The sequence below is a fragment of the Methylobacterium sp. DB0501 genome, from assembly GCF_011043735.1.
GTDB lineage: Bacteria > Pseudomonadota > Alphaproteobacteria > Rhizobiales > Beijerinckiaceae > Methylobacterium > Methylobacterium alsaeris.
In genome coordinates this window covers 57,866-76,850 of record NZ_JAAKGV010000003.1, presented here as the reverse complement: position 1 = coordinate 76,850, position 18,985 = coordinate 57,866, and the positions used below count along the sequence as shown (strand labels likewise).

General features: G+C 71.0%; 16 protein-coding genes. 3 read left to right on the top strand and 13 right to left on the bottom strand.

Annotation, left to right across the window (positions count from 1 at the left end; genetic code table 11):
- The 6 genes from G4G93_RS06030 to cyoA all read right to left on the bottom strand — a co-directional run bounded on the left by G4G93_RS06030 (position 1) and on the right by cyoA (position 6,675).
- Entirely contained in the window at positions 1 to 1,359 is a 1,359-nt protein-coding gene (locus G4G93_RS06030) for an ATP-binding protein (protein WP_165082240.1), read from the bottom strand.
- A gap of 229 nt (positions 1,360 to 1,588) precedes the next feature.
- Complete coding sequence (locus G4G93_RS06025; RefSeq protein ID WP_395413712.1) at positions 1,589 to 2,329, bottom strand: SURF1 family protein; 741 nt, start codon at positions 2,327 to 2,329, stop codon at positions 1,589 to 1,591.
- Positions 2,330 to 2,334: 5 nt separating this feature from the next.
- Positions 2,335 to 2,748 (bottom strand): cytochrome o ubiquinol oxidase subunit IV, encoded by a 414-nt coding sequence (gene cyoD / locus G4G93_RS06020; protein WP_165082238.1) that lies wholly within the window; start codon positions 2,746 to 2,748, stop codon positions 2,335 to 2,337.
- On the bottom strand, positions 2,745 to 3,374 hold the full coding sequence (gene cyoC / locus G4G93_RS06015; protein WP_165082236.1) for a cytochrome o ubiquinol oxidase subunit III: 630 nt from the start codon (positions 3,372 to 3,374) through the stop codon (positions 2,745 to 2,747). The genes cyoD and cyoC overlap by 4 nt, the downstream gene beginning before the upstream one ends.
- A 10-nt stretch (positions 3,375 to 3,384) precedes the next feature.
- Positions 3,385 to 5,412 carry a cytochrome o ubiquinol oxidase subunit I gene (gene cyoB / locus G4G93_RS06010; RefSeq protein WP_165082234.1) on the bottom strand — a complete coding sequence of 676 codons (2,028 nt, stop codon included), beginning with the start codon at positions 5,410 to 5,412 and terminating at the stop codon, positions 3,385 to 3,387.
- Positions 5,413 to 5,544: 132 nt separating this feature from the next.
- The gene (cyoA, locus tag G4G93_RS06005) at positions 5,545 to 6,675 is read right to left on the bottom strand and encodes a ubiquinol oxidase subunit II (protein WP_165082232.1); all 1,131 of its coding nucleotides are present in this window, start codon (positions 6,673 to 6,675) and stop codon (positions 5,545 to 5,547) included.
- Positions 6,676 to 6,820: 145 nt separating this feature from the next.
- Between cyoA and G4G93_RS06000 the strand changes: the two genes are divergently transcribed.
- Positions 6,821 to 8,167 carry an MFS transporter gene (locus G4G93_RS06000; protein WP_165082230.1) on the top strand — a complete coding sequence of 449 codons (1,347 nt, stop codon included), beginning with the start codon at positions 6,821 to 6,823 and terminating at the stop codon, positions 8,165 to 8,167.
- A gap of 98 nt (positions 8,168 to 8,265) precedes the next feature.
- Here G4G93_RS06000 and G4G93_RS05995 read toward each other — a convergent pair whose 3' ends face one another.
- A complete protein-coding gene (locus G4G93_RS05995; RefSeq protein WP_165082228.1) occupies positions 8,266 to 9,108 on the bottom strand; it encodes a chorismate mutase in 843 nt (280 codons plus the stop codon).
- A gap of 258 nt (positions 9,109 to 9,366) precedes the next feature.
- On the opposite strand from G4G93_RS05995, the gene G4G93_RS05990 reads away from it, so the two are divergent.
- Positions 9,367 to 10,539 (top strand): homoserine O-acetyltransferase, encoded by a 1,173-nt coding sequence (locus G4G93_RS05990; protein ID WP_165082226.1) that lies wholly within the window; start codon positions 9,367 to 9,369, stop codon positions 10,537 to 10,539.
- The gene (gene metW / locus G4G93_RS05985) at positions 10,536 to 11,195 is read left to right on the top strand and encodes a methionine biosynthesis protein MetW (RefSeq protein WP_165082224.1); all 660 of its coding nucleotides are present in this window, start codon (positions 10,536 to 10,538) and stop codon (positions 11,193 to 11,195) included. Before G4G93_RS05990 ends, metW begins: the two co-directional genes overlap by 4 nt.
- 319 nt (positions 11,196 to 11,514) lie before the next feature.
- Here metW and G4G93_RS05980 read toward each other — a convergent pair whose 3' ends face one another.
- The 6 genes from G4G93_RS05980 to G4G93_RS05955 all read right to left on the bottom strand — a co-directional run bounded on the left by G4G93_RS05980 (position 11,515) and on the right by G4G93_RS05955 (position 18,776).
- Positions 11,515 to 13,374, bottom strand: a complete 1,860-nt coding sequence (locus G4G93_RS05980) for a HAMP domain-containing methyl-accepting chemotaxis protein (RefSeq protein ID WP_312891735.1) — start codon at positions 13,372 to 13,374, stop codon at positions 11,515 to 11,517.
- Positions 13,375 to 13,834: 460 nt separating this feature from the next.
- Entirely contained in the window at positions 13,835 to 14,299 is a 465-nt protein-coding gene (locus G4G93_RS05975; protein WP_165082220.1) for a Zn-ribbon domain-containing OB-fold protein, read from the bottom strand.
- 5 nt (positions 14,300 to 14,304) lie between these two features.
- Positions 14,305 to 15,471, bottom strand: coding sequence for a thiolase domain-containing protein (locus G4G93_RS05970; RefSeq protein ID WP_165082218.1), 1,167 nt, complete (start codon positions 15,469 to 15,471; stop codon positions 14,305 to 14,307).
- 2 nt (positions 15,472 to 15,473) lie between these two features.
- Positions 15,474 to 16,388, bottom strand: coding sequence for an SDR family oxidoreductase (locus tag G4G93_RS05965; protein ID WP_206289564.1), 915 nt, complete (start codon positions 16,386 to 16,388; stop codon positions 15,474 to 15,476).
- A 91-nt stretch (positions 16,389 to 16,479) separates the two neighbouring features.
- A complete protein-coding gene (locus tag G4G93_RS05960) occupies positions 16,480 to 17,256 on the bottom strand; it encodes an enoyl-CoA hydratase-related protein (RefSeq protein ID WP_165082214.1) in 777 nt (258 codons plus the stop codon).
- Entirely contained in the window at positions 17,253 to 18,776 is a 1,524-nt protein-coding gene (locus tag G4G93_RS05955) for an acetyl-CoA acetyltransferase (RefSeq protein WP_165082212.1), read from the bottom strand. The genes G4G93_RS05960 and G4G93_RS05955 overlap by 4 nt, the downstream gene beginning before the upstream one ends.
- Between the last annotated feature and the right edge of the window lie 209 nt (positions 18,777 to 18,985).

Sequence of the window (18,985 nt, the reverse complement as noted above, 5' to 3'; positions counted from 1 at the left end):
CTACACCGTCAGGCTCGAGAGCGGCAGGCTGATGGTCACGACGGCGCCTCCATAGCTGCGGTTGCGGGCCTCCACCGTGCCGCCGAGCTTGCGCACGACGTTGACGACGAGGAACAGCCCGAGCCCGCCGCCGAGGCGCCCCTTGCTCGATGTATAGGGCTGGCCGAGCCGCGCCAGCATCTCGGGCGCGAAACCCGGCCCGCGATCGGTGACCGACAGCCGCAGGGTGTCGCCGTCGCGCAGGAGCACCAGCTCGACGAAGTTCGGCGACAGGTCGAGCGCGTTGTCGAGGACGTTGAACAGGACCTGCTTGAGGGCGGTGTCGGAGACGATCTCCTCGTCCTCGCCGAACTCGTCGCGGACCTGCAGGGAGAAGCAGGAGCGCATCCGGCGCCAGTCGCCGACGAGCTCGGCCACGAAGCGGCGCACGGTGGTGAGGTGGGGCGCCTCCCCGCGGGCGGCGCCGGCGGCGAGCAGGATGCCGGTGACGATCGCCTTGCAGCGCCCGACCGCCTCCTGCATCTCCTCGATCTCGCGGGCGATGTCCGGCGAGGCGGTGAGTTCCGGCATCCGGCGCCAGTCGCCGAGGATCACCGAGAGCGAGGAGAGCGGCGTGCCGAGCTCGTGCGCCGCCCCGGAGGCGAGGAGGCCCATCCGGACGATGTGGTCTTCTTCCGCCGCGCGCTGGCGCAGGTCGGCGAGCCGTGCATCCTGCCGGCGCAGGTTGCGCGAGACCCGGGTGACGAAGACCGCGATCAGGGCCGCGTCGATCACGAAGCCGACCAGCATGCCGACGAGGTAGAGCCGGAAGAGTTCGTCCTCGCCGTCGCCCATCGGCAGCACCAGCGGCCGGGAGGCCAGCATCAGGAGGCCGAGCGACGCGGTGGTCAGGGCCACGAGGGCGAGGGTCGCCCGGCTGCTCAGCAGCACGGCCGCCAGGGTGAGCTGGAGCAGGAACAGCGAGGTGAACGGGTTGGTGGCGCCGCCGCTGAGATAGAGCTGCCCCGTCAGCGCGACGACGTCGAGGAGGAGCGCCACGAACAGCACGCCCTCGGTGACGCTGCCGCCGCGGGCGAGCCATCCGACGCTGACGAGATTGAGGAGCACGAGCCCGACCAGCACCACCGCCATCGGGCCGAGCGGCAGCGTGATGCCCAAGCCCCCCTGCACCACCGCGATGGTCATGATCTGGCCGGCGACCGCGATCCAGCGCAGCTGCACCAGGAGGAGCAGGTTCTGGCGCCCGCCCTCCTGGTCGTCGGGCTCGCCGAAGCCCGCGGGCGGGCCGGCGCCGAGGCGGCGGGCGGTGTCGATGAGGGTCCGGCGGGCTTTGCGGCGCAGGGCGACCCAATCGGTCATCGGGACGCCGCTTCCGAGCGCCCGAACCCTCCCCCCTCCACGGGGGAGGGTGCCCCACGGAGTGGGGCGGGAGAGGGGAACCACGCCGCCGGATGACGCGGAGCCGTTCTGGCGGGCGCCCCCTGGATCAGCGTCGCGGTCCCCTCTCCCGCCCGGCATCCGCCGGGCACCCTTCCCGGCGGGGGGAGGAGGGTGATTCGTGCGCCAACTCCGGAACCCATTGCCCCGCTCACCGCTCCCGCCATGCCCGGTGGGCGGCGTATCCCGACAGGGCCGCCAGCCCGAACCAGGTCAGCGCGTAGATCAGGTGATGGTTGCGGAACGCCACCACGGTGAGCCCGCCGACCGGCCCGCCCGGCCGGTTGCCCGAGGCGTCGGCGTCGATGAAGTAGGGCGCCACGGCACCAAGCCCCTCGCCGAGCCCCTTCGCCCCGGCGATCGCCGCGACGTCGCGGGAGTACCAGCGGTCCCGGGCCGGATCGTTGCTGCGCAGGAAGCCGCCGCCGGGCTCCGTGATCCGCAGGAGGCCGGTGACGGTGGCAGCCCCCTCCCCGTCTCCGGGCGGCGCCTGCCAGTCCGCGGGCACGAAGCCGCGATTGATCAGGATCGTGTCGCCGGATCCGGTGACGAGGGGCTCGATCAGCCAGGAGCCGGCACCCTTCTCGGTCACCGCCATCACCCGGGCGGTGCGGTCGGGGAGGAAGCGGCCGCTCGCCGTCACGCGGCGGTATTCGTCGGCGTTGCGGGTGATCGCCGGCCACGCGGCCCGGCCGGGTGCCGGGACCGGGGCGGCGGACAGCCTGGCCTCGACCCGGGCGATGAGGTCGAGCTTCCAGGCCCGGCGCTCGACCTGCCAGATCCCGAGGGCGACGAACAGGCCGGTCGCGAGCAGCGAGAGCGCCACCAGGGCGAGGCGCTTGGTGGACCGGGGCAGGGCCGCCCCGGCCGGCAACGGGCGATCGTCGTGGATCGTCGTCACGGCATGTTGCGCATGTCGCCCGGCGACATCGTCGGCATCATGTTGGTGTTGAGGTGGTACATCACCCACAGCGAGCCCGAGAGCGCGATCACCACCAGAACGATCGTGAAGATCAGCGCCATCATGGTCCAGCCGCCTTCCGAACGCGCGTTCATGTGCAGGAAGTAGACCATGTGGACCACGATCTGCGCCACCGCGAAGGCCATGATGACCAGCGAGGTGACGCGGGGATCGGTGAACACCCCGGCCATCACCAGCCAGAACGGAATCGCCGTCAGGATCGCCGAGAGGACGAAGCCGGTGATGTAGCCCTTGCGCGAGCCGTGGCCGGCCTCGTGGTGATCGTGGACGACCTCGACGTGCACGGCGTCGGAATGGAGTTCGTCGGAGACGGGAGCGCGGGCGCTCATGACAGGGACCCCATCAGGTAGACGAAGGTGAAGACGCCGATCCAGATCACGTCGAGGAAGTGCCAGAACATGCTCAGGCACATCAGCCGGCGGCGGTTGGCCTGGATCAGGCCGCGCTGGTGCACCTGCACCATCAGGGTCGTGAGCCAGATCAACCCGAAGGTGACGTGCAGGCCGTGCGTGCCGACCAGGGTGAAGAACGAGGACAGGAAGGCGCTGCGCTGGGGCGTGGCGCCCTCGTGGATCAGGTGGTGGAACTCGTAGAGCTCGAGGCCGATGAAGCAGAGGCCGAAGGCCCCAGTGATCGCCAGCCAGCGCTGGGTCATGCGCTGGTCGCCCTTCTCCATCTCCAGCATGGCGAAGCCGTAGGTGATGGAGGAGAACAGCAGCATGGCGGTGTTCACCGCCACGAGCTTGAGGTCGAACAGGTCCGCGCCGGACGGGCCCGCCGCGTAGCTGCGCCCGAGCACGCCGTACGTCGCGAACAGGATCGCGAAGATCAGGCAGTCGCTCATCAGGTAGAGCCAGAACCCGAGCATGGTCCCGCCCTCGGCGTGACCGTGCTCGTCGGCGACGTAGAAGTGCAGCTCGCCGTCGTCCGCTGCGGCCGTATGTGACTGTGCCATGGCGGGTTCCTCAGGCCTTCACGAGGGCGAGCGTGCGGGTGCGCTCGGCCTCGATCCGCGCGACCTCGTCGGCCGGGATGTAGTAGTCGCGGTCGTAGTTGAAGGTGTGGATGATGGTCGCCGCGATCACGCCGACGAAGGCGAGGGCCGCGAGCCACCACACGTACCAGACCATGGCGATGCCGAAGACGGTGGCGATGGCGGAGATGATCACGCCCGCGCCGGTGTTCTTGGGCATGTGGATCGCCTTGTAGCCCTCGAGCGGACGCTTGTAGCCGCGGCTCTTCATGTCCCACCAGGCGTCGCCGTCATGCACCATCGGCGTGAAGGCGAAGTTGTAGGGCGGGGGCGGCGACGAGGTCGCCCATTCGAGGGTGCGGCCGCCCCAGGGATCGCCGGTGAGGTCGGCGAGCTGCTCGCGCCGCAGGATGCTGACGGCGAACTGGACGATCATCGCGGCGATGCCGCAGGCGACCAGGACGGCGCCGAAGGCCGCGATGACGAAGAGCGGCTGGTACTCGTGTCCCGGGAACGAGCTCATGCGCCGGGTCACGCCCATCAGGCCGAGGATGTAGAGCGGCGTGAACGCCACCCAGAACCCGCTGACCCAGCACCAGAACGAGACCTTGCCCCAGAACGGGTCGAGGCGGAAGCCGAAGGCCTTCGGCCACCAGTAGTAGATGCCGGCGAACAGGCCGAACAGCACGCCGCCGATGATCACGTTGTGGAAGTGCGCGACCAGGAACAGCGAGTTGTGCAGGACGAAGTCGGCCGGGGGCACGGCGAGCAGCACGCCGGTCATGCCGCCGACGACGAAGGTCAGCATGAAGGCGACGGTCCACATCATCGGCAGGTCGAAGCGGATCCGGCCGCGATACATGGTGAACAACCAGTTGAAGATCTTCGCGCCCGTCGGGATCGAGATGATCATCGTGGTGATGCCGAAGAACGAGTTGACGCTCGCCCCCGACCCCATGGTGAAGAAGTGGTGCAGCCAGACCAGGTAGGACAGGATGGTGATGACGACCGTGGCGTAGACCATCGAGGCGTAGCCGAACAGGCGCTTGCCGGAGAAGGTCGACGTCACCTCGGAGAAGATGCCGAAGGCCGGCAGCACCAGGATGTAGACCTCGGGGTGGCCCCAGATCCAGATCAGGTTCACGTACATCATCGGGTTGCCGCCGAGATCGTTCGTGAAGAAGTTGGTGCCGACGTAGCGGTCGAGGGTGAGCAGCGCCAGCACGGCGCCGAGCACCGGAAACGAGGCGACGATCAGGATGTTGGTGCAGAGCGAGGTCCAGGTGAAGACCGGCATCTTCATCATCGACATGCCGGGCGCCCGCATCTTGACGATGGTGGCGATCAGGTTGACCCCCGACAAGGTCGTGCCGATACCGGCGATCTGCAGCGCCCAGATGTAGTAGTCGACGCCGGTACTCGGCGAGTAGGCGATGTTCGACAACGGCGGGTAGGCGAGCCAGCCGGTGGCTGCGAACTCGCCGATGAACAGCGACATCATCGTCAGCACGACGCCGCCGGTGGTCATCCAGAAGCTGAAGTTGTTCAGGAACGGGAAGGCGACGTCACGCGCGCCGATCTGCAACGGCACGACGTAGTTCATCAGCCCGGTGACCAGCGGCATCGCCACGAAGAAGATCATGATCACGCCGTGGGCGGTGAAGATCTGGTCGTAGTGGTGCGGCGGCAGGAAGCCGTCGGAGCCGCCATGGGCGAGGGCCTGCTGCGAGCGCATCAGCACCGCGTCGGCGAAGCCGCGCAGCAGCATGACGAGGCCCAGGACCATGTACATGATCCCGATCTTCTTGTGGTCGACGCTGGTGAACCAGTCGCGCCAGAGCACGCCCCACAGCTTGTAGCGGGTGATGAGCCCGAGGACGGCGAGGCCGCCGATGGCGACCGCGATGAAGGTCACCACCACGATCGGCTCGTGGAGCGGCAGGGATTCGAGGGTGAAGCGGCCGAACAGCAGCCGCCACCAATGCGGGTAGGTGTCGATCGGGTTGGGTTCGGAGTTCATGGCTCAGCCTGGAGTGCAGGTCACTTCGTCGGGGTCCGGGCCGGGCGGAACCGCACGGGGCGATTCCGAAAGGCTCCTCGTTCCCGCATCGTCGTCGGCCGCCGAACCGGTCGCCGGTCCGGCGGAGGAGGCTCAGTTCAGGCGCGGCGTCGCAGCGGCGGAGGCCGCCGAGGAATCGCCGAGCGAGGAGGTGCTGAGCGAGGATGTGCCGAGGCCGTAGGCGTCGGCCGGCGTGCAGAGCGCGGTGACGAAGGTCGCCTGCTGGGTCGCGCCGGTGCCGCGGCGGACGGCCTTGTCGTAGGTGAGGCTCATCACGGTGTTGAGGCCCTCGCGGCCGCCGCCGCCGCGGGCGTCGATCGCCGCCATGTCGTGCATGCACATCTTGGTACGGTCGACGCACATGTTGAGGATCGCGTCGTAGAGGCCGGCATCGACGGCGTTGTAGTAGCGCACCGGCTCCTTCTCGCTCGGACGCTCGAGCTTCAGGTAATCGGCCCGGGAGAGGTCGCCGCCGTCCTTCTTGACCTTGTCGATCCAGGCGCTGAAATCGCCCTCGTCGACGCCCTTGAAGGTGAAGCGCATGTGCGAGAACCCGGCGCCGCTGTAGTTGGCGGAGAAGCCCTCGTAGTTGCCGGCCTTGTTGATCACCGCGTTGAGCCGCGTCTGCATGCCCGGCATGGCGTAGATCTGGCCGGCCAGCGCCGGGATGAACAGCGAGTTCATCACCGAGGAGGAGGTGATGCGGAACTCGATCGGCCGGTCGACGGGGGCCGCGACCTCGTTGAGCGAGGCGACGCCCTGCTCGGGGTAGAGGAACAGCCACTTCCAGTCGAGGGCGACGACCTGGATCACCAGGGGCTTGCCCGAGACCATCGGGTCGCCCACACTCGACACGATCGGCTTCGAGGCGCTGATGCGCGTCACGGGCCGGTAGGGATCGAGCAGGTGGGTGCCGAGCCAGGTCAGCGCACCGAGCGCCACGATGATCAAGAGCGGCGCCGACCAGATCACCACCTCGAGCCCGGTCGAGTGATGGAAATCGGGATCGTAGACGGCCTTCTTGTTGCCCTCGCGGTAGTGCCAGGCGAAGGCGATCGTGAGCGCCATCACCGGCACGATGATGAGGAGCATCAGCACCGTGGAGGCGATCAGCAGGTTACGCTGCTGGAGCGCCACGTCGCCCGCGGGCGAGAGGAGCACCATATTGCATCCTCCGGTAAGGAGGATGAACGGAAGTACGAGGAGGAGGCGCAAGTGTTTCACGGGCAGCCCGGACGGTCAGCATACGGCTCCCGTCCTGTACGCCCACCGGAGGTCCCGCGGGATTGGACGTTTTGTCCAGGCCCCCCGAGGGCCGGTTCTCCTCTAAGGAAGGGTCCTTCGTAGAGTGACGAAGCAGGATTCCGATATGGCCACGATCACGGCGGACGACGCCGCCGCCTCCTCCTCCAAGCCGGAACGGGATGCCCGCCTGGTCTCGTCGGAGCCGGGACACGTCGCGCCCGGCGAGATCGCCCTCGGGGTCATCATCGGCCGCACCTCCGAGTTCTTCGACTTCTTCGTGTTCGGCCTCGCCTGCGTGCTGGTCTTCCCGCGCCTGGTCTTCCCGTGGGCCGAGCCGGTGACCGGCACGCTGTATTCCTTCGGGCTGTTCGCCCTCGCCTTCGTGGCCCGGCCGGTCGGCTCGGTGCTGTTCATGGCGGTCGACCGGCGCTACGGCCGGGCGACCAAGCTCACCATCGCGCTGTTCCTGCTCGGCCTCTCGACCTGCCTCATCGCCTTCCTGCCGGGCTACGAGACGATCGGGCACTGGTCGGCGGTGCTGCTGGCGACGTGCCGGATCGGCCAGGGCCTGGCGCTGGGCGGCGCCTGGGACGGGCTCGCGTCGCTCCTCGCCCTCAACGCGCCGAAGAGCCGCCGCGGCTGGTACGCGATGCTGCCGCAGCTCGGCGCGCCGGTCGGCTTCATGCTGGCGAGCGGGCTGTTCGCGTTCTTCGAGCTGCAGCTGTCGGATGCCGACTTCATGGGCTTCGGCTGGCGCTATCCGTTCTTCGTCGCCTTCACCATCAACGTCGTGGCCCTGTTCGCGCGCCTGCGCCTCGTCGCGACGGAAGAGTTCCGCCGCCTGCTCGAGGCCGACGAGCTCGAGCCCGAGCCGGTCGTCGAGACGGTGCGGACCAACGGCGGCAACATCCTAGTCGGCGCCTTCGTGCCGCTCGCCGGCTACGCCCTGTTCCATCTCGTGACCGTGTTCCCGGTCAGCTGGATCAGCCTGTTCACCGGCCGCTCGGTCGGCGAGTTCCTGATGGTGCAGTTCGCCGGCGCGGTCATCTGCACGATGACGATCATCATGTCCGGCCTGATCGCCGACCAGATCGGGCGGCGCTCCACCATCGCGCTCGCCGCCGCGCTGATCGGGCTGTTCGCCATCGGCAGCATCGTCGCCCCGCTGCTGTTCGGCGACAGCATGCCCGGCCAGACGATCTTCGTGGTGGTCGGCTTCGCGCTGCTCGGCCTCGCCTACGGCCAGAGCTCGGGCGCCATCGCGGAGAATTTCGGGACCAAGTACCGCTATACCGGCTCGGCGCTGACCTCGGACCTCGCCTGGCTCGTCGGCGCCGGCTTCGCGCCGCTCGTCGCGCTCTACACGTCGAGCCATCTCGGCCTGCCGTGGGTCGGGGTGTACCTCTTGTCCGGCGCGGTCTGCACGCTGGGCGCGCTCGGTCTCAACCGTCGGCTCGGCACGACGGCCTGACGCACGACAAAGAATTAAGGCGCGGGATCCCCTCTCCCACTTGGGAGAGGGGATCCCGCGCCTGATTTTGATACGGAAGCCCGAACGGCGATCTTTCTCTACTCGGCCCCCACCCGGAACCGCGCCGCGTGGCTGCCGATCTCGTCGAAGTCCCGCGGCGGCGCGCCCGCCTCCGCGAGCGCCATCCGCGCCTCCTCCGGGCTCACGCTCCCGGGCAGCGCCAGGAGCTGGCTCAGGCCTCCGCCGACACCGGCGCTCGCCACCACCTCGCCGCCCAGTTCCGCCACCGCCTCCGCCGCGTCGTCGTGCCAGCGCTCGAACCGGGCGGCGTAGAGCACCCAGTCGCGCTGGGCAGCAGCCGGGTCGTCGAGGGGCTTGGCGATGCAGAAGACCGGAGTGCCGGCCGGGTGGCCGGGCCGCTCGATGAAGGGCAGCCGGGCGATCACCTTCGGCCGGCCGGGCCCGGCGAGCTGGCGCCACCAGGCGCCCGCCGTCACCCCCTGGTCGAGGCGGAAGACCCCGAGATCGCCGCGGGAGGCGGCCACCGCCGCGATCACCGCGGCGGCGCTCGGATGCGGCCGGTACGGCACCGTGAAGCCGAAATGGAACCGGGCCGAGTCGCGCATCGGCGCGTCGCCGCCCGAGACGTCGGCGTGGACCGCGAACGGCGCCTGGACGTAGGTGAAGGTCGCGATGATGACGCGCCAGATCCCCTCCACCGTGTCGAGGGGGAGGAGGCCCCGGTGGCGCTCGGCGATCATGCGCATCATCGAGGCCTCGCGGCCGGGCCGGAAGGCCGAGCCGGAGGCGGAGGTCTTCTTGACGGCGATCAGCCGGTCGATGATCCGGCCGCGCTCCATCAGGAGGTCGTGCATCGCCGAATCGATGCGGTCGATGTCGGCCCGGAGGGCGGCGAGGTCGGCGGGCGGGGTCGACGTCATGGCGATACGGGGCGAAGCGGCGGGAAGATCCGTCTTACGACTGCCCGCGCCCGCGGGCCAGGGCCGCCATGACGGGCCGCGCGGGAGAAAGCCCTTCCGTCGATTGACGGCGCGACAGCGAAGCCCTACCTCTTTCGTCCGTCGAAGCGGAATTTTTGGACGCTTTAACGGCCGGTCCGGTTTGGAGAACGAACCGCTTCCGGTTTTTCCGCCAACGCCTCGTCAAGCCCGCCGCCCGGCGACAGCCCCGTGAGAAGCATGGCCACACCACTCCTGAAGCCCGGCCCCGAATCCGCCTCCCAGGCGGACGAGCCGACGAGCCCCGTCGCCCGGTTCGAAGCCGATGCGCCGCTGGCGATGGATGCGGGCGTGGACCTGGCGCCCTGGCAGATCGCCTACCAGACCGCCGGCACCCTCAACGCGGCGCGCAGCAACGCGGTGCTGGTCTGCCACGCGCTGACCGGCGACCAGCACGTCGCCAACACCCATCCGGTCACCGGCAAGGGCGGCTGGTGGGACCGCCTGGTCGGCCCCGGCAAGCCGGTCGACACCGACCGCTACTTCGTGATCTGCGCCAACGTGGTCGGCTCCTGCATGGGCACGACCGGGCCGGCCTCGCTCAATCCGGCGACCGGCCGGGCCTACGGCCTCGACTTCCCGCTGGTGACCATCCGCGACATGGTGCGCGGCCAGGCGATGCTGCTCGACCGGCTCGGCATCAAGGACCTGTTCCTGTGCATCGGCGGCTCGATGGGCGGGATGCAGGTGCTGCAATGGGCGGCGAGCTACCCCGAGCGGGTCTTCGCCGCGATGCCGATCGCCACGGGGGCGCGCCACTCGGCCCAGAACATCGCCTTCCACGAGGTCGGCCGGCAGGCGATCCTGGCCGATCCGAACTGGCATGGCGGGCGCTACCTCGATGTCGGCACGCGGCCGGCCAAGGGGCTCGGCGTCGCCCGGATGGGCGCGCACATCACCTACCTGTCGGAGCCCGCCCTCCACCGCAAGTTCGGCCGCCGGCTCCAGGACCGGGACGCCCCGACCTTCTCGTTCGACGCCGACTTCCAGATCGAGAGCTACCTGCGCCACCAGGGCATCACCTTCGTCGAGCGGTTCGACGCCAACGCCTACCTCTACCTCACCCGGGCGATGGACTATTTCGACCTCGCCGCCGACCACGGCGGCGTGTTGGCCAACGCCTTCCGGGGCACCAGGACCCGGTTCTGCATCGTGTCCTTCACCTCCGACTGGCTGTTCCCGACCGCCGATTCGCGGGCGATCGTCCACGCGCTCAACGCCGCGGCGGCCCCGGTCGCCTTCGTCGAGGTGGAGAGCGACAAGGGCCACGACGCCTTCCTGCTCGACGAGCCGGCGATGATCTCGGCCGCCCGCGGCTTCATCGACGCCGCCGCCCGGGAGCGCGGCCTGTGAGCGCCGTCACCGCCTCCCTCGCCCCGGCGGTCCTGCCCCAGGACGCGACCGGCTCCTCGCGCATCGACCATCTGGTGATGCTGAACCTCGTCGAGCCGGGATCCCGGGTGCTCGACGTCGGCTGCGGCGACGGCTCGCTGCTCGCGCTCCTGCGCGACCGCCGCGGCGTCGACGGCCGCGGCATCGAGCTGTCGCGCCAGGGCGTCAACGCCTGCCTGGCGCTCGGCCTGCCGGTGATCCAGGGCGACGCCGACACCGACCTCGCGGCCTACCCGGACGACGCCTTCGACTACGTGATCCTGTCGCAGACGATCCAGGCGACGCGCCAGCCCAAGGCGGTGCTGGAGCACCTCTTGCGGATCGGCCGCCACGCGATCGTGTCGTTCCCGAATTTCGGCCATTGGCGGGTGCGCAGCGAGTTGCTGCTGCGCGGCCGGATGCCGGTGACCGACACCCTGCCCGATCCCTGGTACGAGACCCCGAACATCCACCACTGCACCATCCGCGACTTCGTCGGCCTGTGCCGCCTGGTCGGCGCCCGGATCGAGCGCGCCTCGGCGCTGGACGCCTCGGGCCATCCGATGCGCTTCGCCCTGCCGTGGTGGGTATGGAACCTGGTGGGCACGCAGGGGGTGTTCCTGCTGCGGCGGGGATAGGATTCCCTGGTCCGGGATGCCGGTGGACGGCCTGATTCCATCGGCCATATCCCACCGGCCATGGACGCCCTCCTGGTCATTCCGGGACCGCCTGAGGGCATTTTCCGACGACGCGGATACCGGCTCGTCTCAGACAATGCTGCAAAATCACATACTTGGAGTGCCGCCCGATTGCGAGGCGATCGGGCGGCACTCCAGCGGAGCCCGGAATCCGGAGGCGGCGGACGGTGCGGGATGACGCGGGACGCTGTCCGCGTCCTTCCCGACGACCTGTGCTTCTGGAAGCCGGGCTCCGCTCACGCGAAATCCGCTGAGGCCGTCACGCCGCCTGGATGTCGTGCAGGAAGCCGTCGACCTCCTGCTTGACGGCGAGCGACTGGGTGGCGAGCTCGGCCGCCGCCATCAGCACCTGCGAGGCGGCGCTGCCGGTCTCGCCCGCCGAGCCGAGGACCCCGCTCATCGCCGCGGACACGTCCTGGGTGCCCTGCGCGGCCTGCGCGGCGTTGCGCGAGATCTCGGCGGTGGCGGCGGTCTGCTCGGTCACCGTCGCGGCGATCAGGCCGCTGATCTCGTTCATCGCCGTGATCGTCCGGCCGATCTGCCCCATGGCGCCGGCCGCCTGGCCGGTGGCGGCCTGGATCGCCGTGATCTGGCCGCCGATCTCGACGGTCGCCCGGGAGGTCTGGGCGGCGAGCTCCTTCACTTCGGCGGCGACGACCGCGAAGCCTCGCCCCGCCACGCCGGCGCGGGCGGCCTCGATCGTGGCGTTGAGCGCGAGCAGGTTGGTCTGGTCGGCGATGGCGGTGATCGTCGCGACGGCGGCGCCGATCTGGGTGGCGGCCGCGCTCAGGCTCGCCATGGCCGAATCGGTCGCCGCGGCCTCGCGGGCGGCACTGCCGGCGACCTCGTTCGAGCGCAGGACCTGCCGCTCGATCTCCTGGAGCGAGGACACCATCTCCTCGGCGGCGGCGGCGACCATCTGGACGCTGGCCGAGGCCTGCTCGGCGGTGGCGCTGGAGGCCTGGGCCTGGGCGCTGGTGGTGTCGGCGACGCCGGTCATGGTGCGGGCCGTGGCGTCGAGCTCGGTGGCGGCCGAGGTAACGATCTCGAGCGAGCCCGCGACCTTGTGCTGGAAGCCCCGCACCAGCTGGTCGACCCGGTCGGCGCGGCGCTGGCGGGCGGATTGCTCCTCGCGCTGCTGCTGCTCCAGGGCGGTGCGGGCGAGGGCGTTCTGGCGGAAGACCTCGACCGCCTGCGCCATCTCGCCCATCTCGCCGCGCGCCGCGCGCGAGGGCACGTCGATCCCGGTCTCGCCCGCGGCCAGCCGCTTCATCGCCGCGGTCATGCCGGCGACCGGCCGGACGATGCTGCGGGCGATCAGGGTGGCGAGCAGCGCGCCCAGGCCGAGGGCGAGGGCGACGAGGCCGAACTGGACCGCCCGGGTTCGGGTCGCCATGGCCTGGGTGTCCGCGGCGATCGCGGCGACGGCGGCCTCGATGCTGGTCCGCACCTGGCCCGCCGCGGATTCGATCGCGGCGGTGTGCGGCTTGATGCCGGAGGCGAAGGCGCTCTGGCTCTCCGTCATCGATGCGCCGTAGGCCCGAAAGGCGACGGCATAGGCGGCGAGCGCCTGGTCGACGGCGCGAATCGGCTGGGCGAAGGACCCCGCCGGATCGAGCGCGCGCATGGCCTTCAGCACCACCTCCGCCTTGCCGGCATTGGTGGCGAAGGTCGCCGGGCCGTTCGGGTCCTGGGTGGCGAGGAAGCGCCAGTTGGCGACCCGGACCAGCAGCATCGCGCTCTCGGTCACGGCGGCCTGGAGGATCTGCGCGTCGGTGCCGCGGGCGCGCATCTCGGCCACGAGGGCCGAGGTCGACCGGGTCAGCTCGTCCCCGCCGGTGAACAGGGTCGCCTTCGCCTCCGCCATCACCCGGCCGGCGGCGACCAGCTTCCCGAGTTCGGGCTTCAGGTCGCGCGCATGACCCTGGATGGCGGCATAGATCCTGCGCCGCTCCTCGGACACCGCGTGCTCGACGAGGTCGCGGCTCCCCGCCTCGATGCCCTGCCGCGCCGCCTCCATCGAGGCGATCTTCTCCGGGGTGGGCGCGAGCCGGTACTGCTCGGCCTCTCCGGTCAGCGCGATCGACGCGCCCTGCACCGACAGGATCCGGCGCGCCACCTGATCCAGGGTGGAGCGGCGTTCATATTGCCTCCCGATTTCCGATTGTTGCTGAATTGAAAATGCGCCGATGACGGCTGCGATCAGCACCAATGAACCGAAGCCGACATAGAGCCGGGCACGAATCGTTGCGTTCCTAAACATGTGAAGCCCATAGATATTCGCTTCATAGTATTTTAGTTTAATGAAGTTAATTTATTATTAATGAGCCATGATTACGAAGGGGTGCTGAATTCAAGCCTTGCGTCAATGCAGCAACCCGCTTAAGGTACGCAAGAAAACAAGGAATTGTTTCCTTCACAATCCACGCCAAATTTCGACCCGGCGCCGGGGACATCCCATCGATCGACCTGACGGGCATCGGCTCGCCGGCGCCGTCCCGGGTCGAGGACGTGGGACCCGGGACGGCGGGCGTGAGGCCCGCATCGGCGCCGCTCGCACGCAGCAGGCGCCTTCCGGCTCAGGAAGCCGGACCGGTCCCCGGCGGCGCGTCGGTGCCGGCCGGCCGGAAGCACGGCACAGGTGTCCCGTTGCGCGAGCGCGCGAAGACGAGGCGCACCGGCCGGCCGACCGCCAGGTCCCGGGCGTCGCAATCGACCACGCTCGTCATCATCGTCGGCCCCTCGGCCAGGGTGACGTAGGCGATCGTGCGGGGCGGCTCCTCGCGGGCGAGCACGGTACAGCTGTAGATCGTGCCGTCGCCGGACGCCTCCTCCCAGGCGGTCTCCCCGAAGCAGAACGGGCACAAGCTCCGCGGATACCAATGCGCCTTGCCGCAGGCTCTGCAGCGGCGCAGCAGGAACCGGCCCTCCCGGGCCGCCTCCACGAAGGGCGCGGTTTCGGGGCTCGCCGGCGGATCGGGCCAGTCGCCGTCGCGCAAGGGGATACGGGTCGAGGGAATCGGGTTCGGGGGAACTTGCGTCATGTGTCTCACTCCCGTCCCAGCACCAGGGTCGCGGCGCCGTGGCGGCTGCCGAGCAGGCCGCCGATGCCGGTCGCGACGGCCAGGGCGCAATCCCTCACCTGCACCGCCGGATGCGCCTCGCCCCGCAGCTGGCGCACCGCCTCGATCACCTTGGTGATCCCGCCCCGATTGGCCGGGTGGTTGTTGCACAGGCCGCCGCCGTCGGTGTTGAACGGCAGCCGGCCGGTCCCGGCGATCAGGTTGCCGTCGGCGACGAAGCGCCCGCCCTGCCCCTTCTCGCAGAAGCCCAGATCCTCGAGCTGCATCAGCACCGTGATGGTGAAGCTGTCGTAGATCGAGGCGTACTGGATGTCGGCCGGGGCTACGCCGGCCTCCGCGAAGGCCGCGGGACCGGAGATCCGGGCCGCCGAATACGTCAGGTCGACCTCGCCGCCGAGTTGCCCCTTCTGCGCCTCGCCCGCTCCCATGACCCGGACCAGCGGGCGCTTGAGGCTGCGGGCGATCTCGGGCCGCGCCACCACCAGTGCGCCGCCGCCGTCGCTGACGACGCAGCAATCGAGCCGGTGCAGCGGATCGGCGACCATCGGCGAGGCCAGCACGTCCTCGACGCTCACCACGTCGCGCAGCATGGCGTGCGGGTTGTGCTGCGCGTGGTGCGAGGCCGCGACCTTGATCCAGGCGAGCTGCTCCGGGGTCGTGCCGAACTCGTGCATGTGCCGCCGCGCGCACATCGCGTAGAGGTTGACGGTGGTCGGGCCGAACGGCGTCTCCCACGGGCTGTCGGGTGCGTCGGCGATCACGGGCCGGGCCGCGGTACCGGAATGGCCGGCGCTGCGCGGCCGGCCGGCGAGCGTGATCAGCGCGACGTTGCACCGCCCCATCGCGATGGCCTGCGCCGCGTGGGCCACGTGGGCGATGTAGGAAGCGCCGCCGATATCCGTGCTGTCGAGGTGGCGCAGGCGCAGGTTCATGTAGTCGGCCATCGCCAGCGGCCCGAGCCCCGGCGCGTCGCCGGCGCAGAAATAGCCGTCGACGTCGTCCTTGGTGAGGCCCGCATCCGCCAGCGCCCCGGCGGCGGATTCGGCGTGGAGCTGGGCCACGGACTTGTCCGGGGCCTTGCGGGTCGGGTGCTCGTAGGCCCCGACGATGTGGGCGCGTCCGTTGATCGTCATGGTCACACCGGATCCCAGGAGAAGACGTCGGGGCTGCGGTCGAGGGGGGCGAGGTGGCCCGAGAGCGCCGGCATCCCGTGCTCGGCGATGGTCTCCGGCGTCCAGCCCTCGGAACGGTGCACCCCGCGCACCGGGCGGGGGTGGTTGAACACGAACAGCTCGTTGTGGCGGGCGGCGAAGATCTGGCCGGTGATGCCGCTCGCGGCGTCGGAGGCGAGGAAGACCGCGAGCGGCGCGTTCTTCTCCGGCCCCATCGCCTGGAGCTTGGCGACGCGAGCCTTCTGCTCCGGCGTCTCGGCGGGGATCGAGCTCGTCATCCGGCTCCAGGCGAAGGGCGCAATGCAGTTCGAGCGCACGCCGAAGCGGCCCATGTCGAGGGCGATCGACTTCGACAGGGCGGCGACGCCGAGCTTGGCCGCGGAATAGTTCGCCTGGCCGATATTGCCGATCAGGCCCGAGGTCGAGGTCATGTGGACGTAGGCCCCCGATCCCTGCTTCCGGAAGGTCTCGGCGGCGGCGCGGGAGACGAAGAAGCTGCCGTTGAGGTGGACGTTGATGACGGCGAGCCATTCCTCCGGGGTCATCTTGTGGAAGATCTGGTCGCGCAGGATGCCGGCATTGTTGACCACGATGTCGAGGCGGCCGAAGGCGTCGAGGGCCGTCGCCACCATGGCTTGCGCCGCCGCCCACTCGGCCACGGTGTCGGTGTTGACCACCGCCTGACCGCCGCGCTGCTCGATGATGGCGCGGGTCTGCTCGCCCGGCGTCGCCGAGGTCTCGCCGAGTCCGCTCAGGCTCGCGCCGACGTCGTTGACCACCACCCGGGCGCCGGCGAGCGCCATGGCGAGGGCGATCTCCCGCCCGATGCCGCCGCCGGCCCCGGTGACGAGCGCGACCTTGCCGTCCAGTAGGCCCATGGGATCCCTCCTCATTCTGTTCGACCGGGTTTGCATGGCCTGCCGCCCGATGACCTGCGGCACGCTCCGCGGACATCGAGCCTGTCCCGCATCACCGCCCCGTCCAGCGCGGCAAGCGCTTCTCGACGAAGGCCCGGGGGCCCTCGCGGTAATCCTCGGAGGCCTGCACCCGGGCCCGCGCGGCGGCGCTCGCCGCCCGCAGCCCCGCCTCGTCGGCATCGGGAGCGAGGCGGGCGACCGCCAGGCTCTCGCGCACGGCGAGCGGCGCGTTGCCGGCGATCGCGGTCGCCAGCGCCGCCGCCTCGTCCCGGGCCGCCCCCGCCGCGACGAGCCGGTTGACGAGGCCGAGCGCGTGGGCGCGGGCGGCGTCCAGCCGCCCGCCGGTCAGGATGAGTTCGAGGGCGATCGCCCGCGGCAGCGCCCGCGGCAGCCGGTAGAGCCCGCCCGCCGCCGCGACGAGGCCGCGGGTCACCTCCGGCAGGCCGAAGGCCGCCCCCTCGCCGGCGACGATCAGGTCGCAGGCGAGCGCGATCTCGCAGCCGCCGGCCAAAGCCGGGCCCTCCACGGCGGCGATCCAGGGCTTGGCCCGCGGCGCGTGGACGAAGCCGGCGAACCCGCCCTCCCCTGTCCAGAGATCGTCGGCGCCGCCCGCCGCGATCACCGTCAGGTCGGCCCCGGCGCAGAAGGCCGGGCCGCGGCCGGCGAGCACCACCGCGCGGACCGTCTCGTCGGCCTCGGTCGCGGCGACCGCCTGCGCGAGGGCGCGGGCCAGCGCCGGATCGACGGCGTTGCGCGCCTGCGGCCGGTTCAGGACCACCACCGCGACGTGGTCGCCGAGGCGCTCGACGAGGACCGGATCGGCCGTCATGCCGCCTCCCATTCGAGGAGCCCGTCGGGGGCCGTGCGCAACCGGCCGTCGAGGCCGACCGGCGAGCGGTCGAGGTCGGTGAGCCGGCCGAGGGTGGCGCGGTCGGCGGCGGGCACCCGGGCCAGGAGACGCGACGGGCCCTGGCGCAGCACGACGACGCCTTTCTGGGGCGCTCCCTCGCGATCGAACAGGACCGTGTGGGTCTCGATCACGGCGCGGCCCGTCGCCGCCTCGACGACAGGCGGCACCGGCCCGCGGCGGGCATCCGCCGTGTCCTGGACCGAGACCGGCGCGTCGGCGGGCCTGCGCGGCCGGCCGCCGAGCGCCAGGGCGTGGTGCTTGGTGACGAACTCGCCCTGGCCGTAGAGCAGGCCGGCCGCGCCCGGCGCCTCGCGCAACCGCCGGACCATCGCGCAGGCGGCGTGCGCCATATAGCCGTTGAGCGGCGCGCCGAAGAAGGTCAGCCCGCCCGCCACCGTCGGCACGGCGTCGTCGGGCAGGCCGAGGCGGCGGCGCGCCATCTTGGGCACGCAGGGAAAGCAGCTGTAGAGCTCGATCGAGGCCAGCTCCGCGGGCGCGAGGCCGGCCCGGCGCAGGGTCTCGGCCAGCACCGCGTCCTGGGCCGGAGCGTGGTCGAAGCGGTCGCGGGCGAGCCAGTCGCGCGGTTCGGCCGCCGCGGCGCCGGGGCCGATCGGCACCGCGCGGTGCTCCGGGATCCCGGCGGCGCGGGCGAGCGCCAGATTGGTCACGATCAGGCCCGCCCCCTGGTTCACCACGGGGTTGGCGACCATCAGCTTCGGATAGGGCCAGGCGATCGGCCGGTTGGCGGGCGACGGCGTGGCGATCTCCTCCGCCGTGAAGGGGCGGCGCAGCCAGCCCTGCGGGTTCTCCGCCGCGACCCGGGACATCGCCGACCACAGGGCGGCCGATTCGTCGCGTCCCCGGCGCGGGGTCTGTCCCCAGGCGGCCTGGAGGGCGGTCTCGTAGAGCGGGTAGACGACGACCGGCTGCGACAGGCCGTGGCGCAGGGCCTGGGGGTGGAGGTAGTCGCGCACCCGCGGGTTGGTCCAGGCGGGATCCGGTGCGGTCCAGGGCGGCACCGCATCCTGCTCCGGCCTCGCTCCGGCGCGCCGCGCGGCACTCGCGCTGTGCTCCGCCTCGCCGCTGCACACGGCCGCCACCGCGACCTCGCCGCGGGCGATGCGCATGGCCGCCTCGTGCAGGAAACGGACCGGCGTCTCGCCGCCGACCGGGCCGTAGGCGAGGCGCGCCGGTCGATGGCCGATCAGGTCGGCGACCCGGGCCGGCAGGTCGGCATAGGGCCAGGACACCGCATTGACGACGTCGAGCGAGGCGATGCGGGCGAGCCAGCCGCCGCCGGCATCCGCATCGGCGCGGGCCAGGGCCTCGGCCATCAGGGCGGCGGGTTCGGGGCCGATCAGGCCACGGCCGGGCGTATCGGGCCGGTCGGCGACCTCGCCGATGCCGACGATGACGGGGATGCGGGCGGGGTCGGTCATGGGGTGGCCGCCCTGACGGAGGCACGCCGCCCTGAACCCTCCCCCCTCTGCGGGTGCCCGGTGGATGCCGGGCGGGAGAAGGGAACCCCGCTTCCGGCCAAGGCTGAAGCGTTCTGGCGGGCATTCCCCGGATCGGCGTCGCGCCGCCCCTCTCCCGGCCCGCTCCGCAGGCCGCCCTCCCCCGCAGAGGGGGGAGGGTTCGGGAGCTT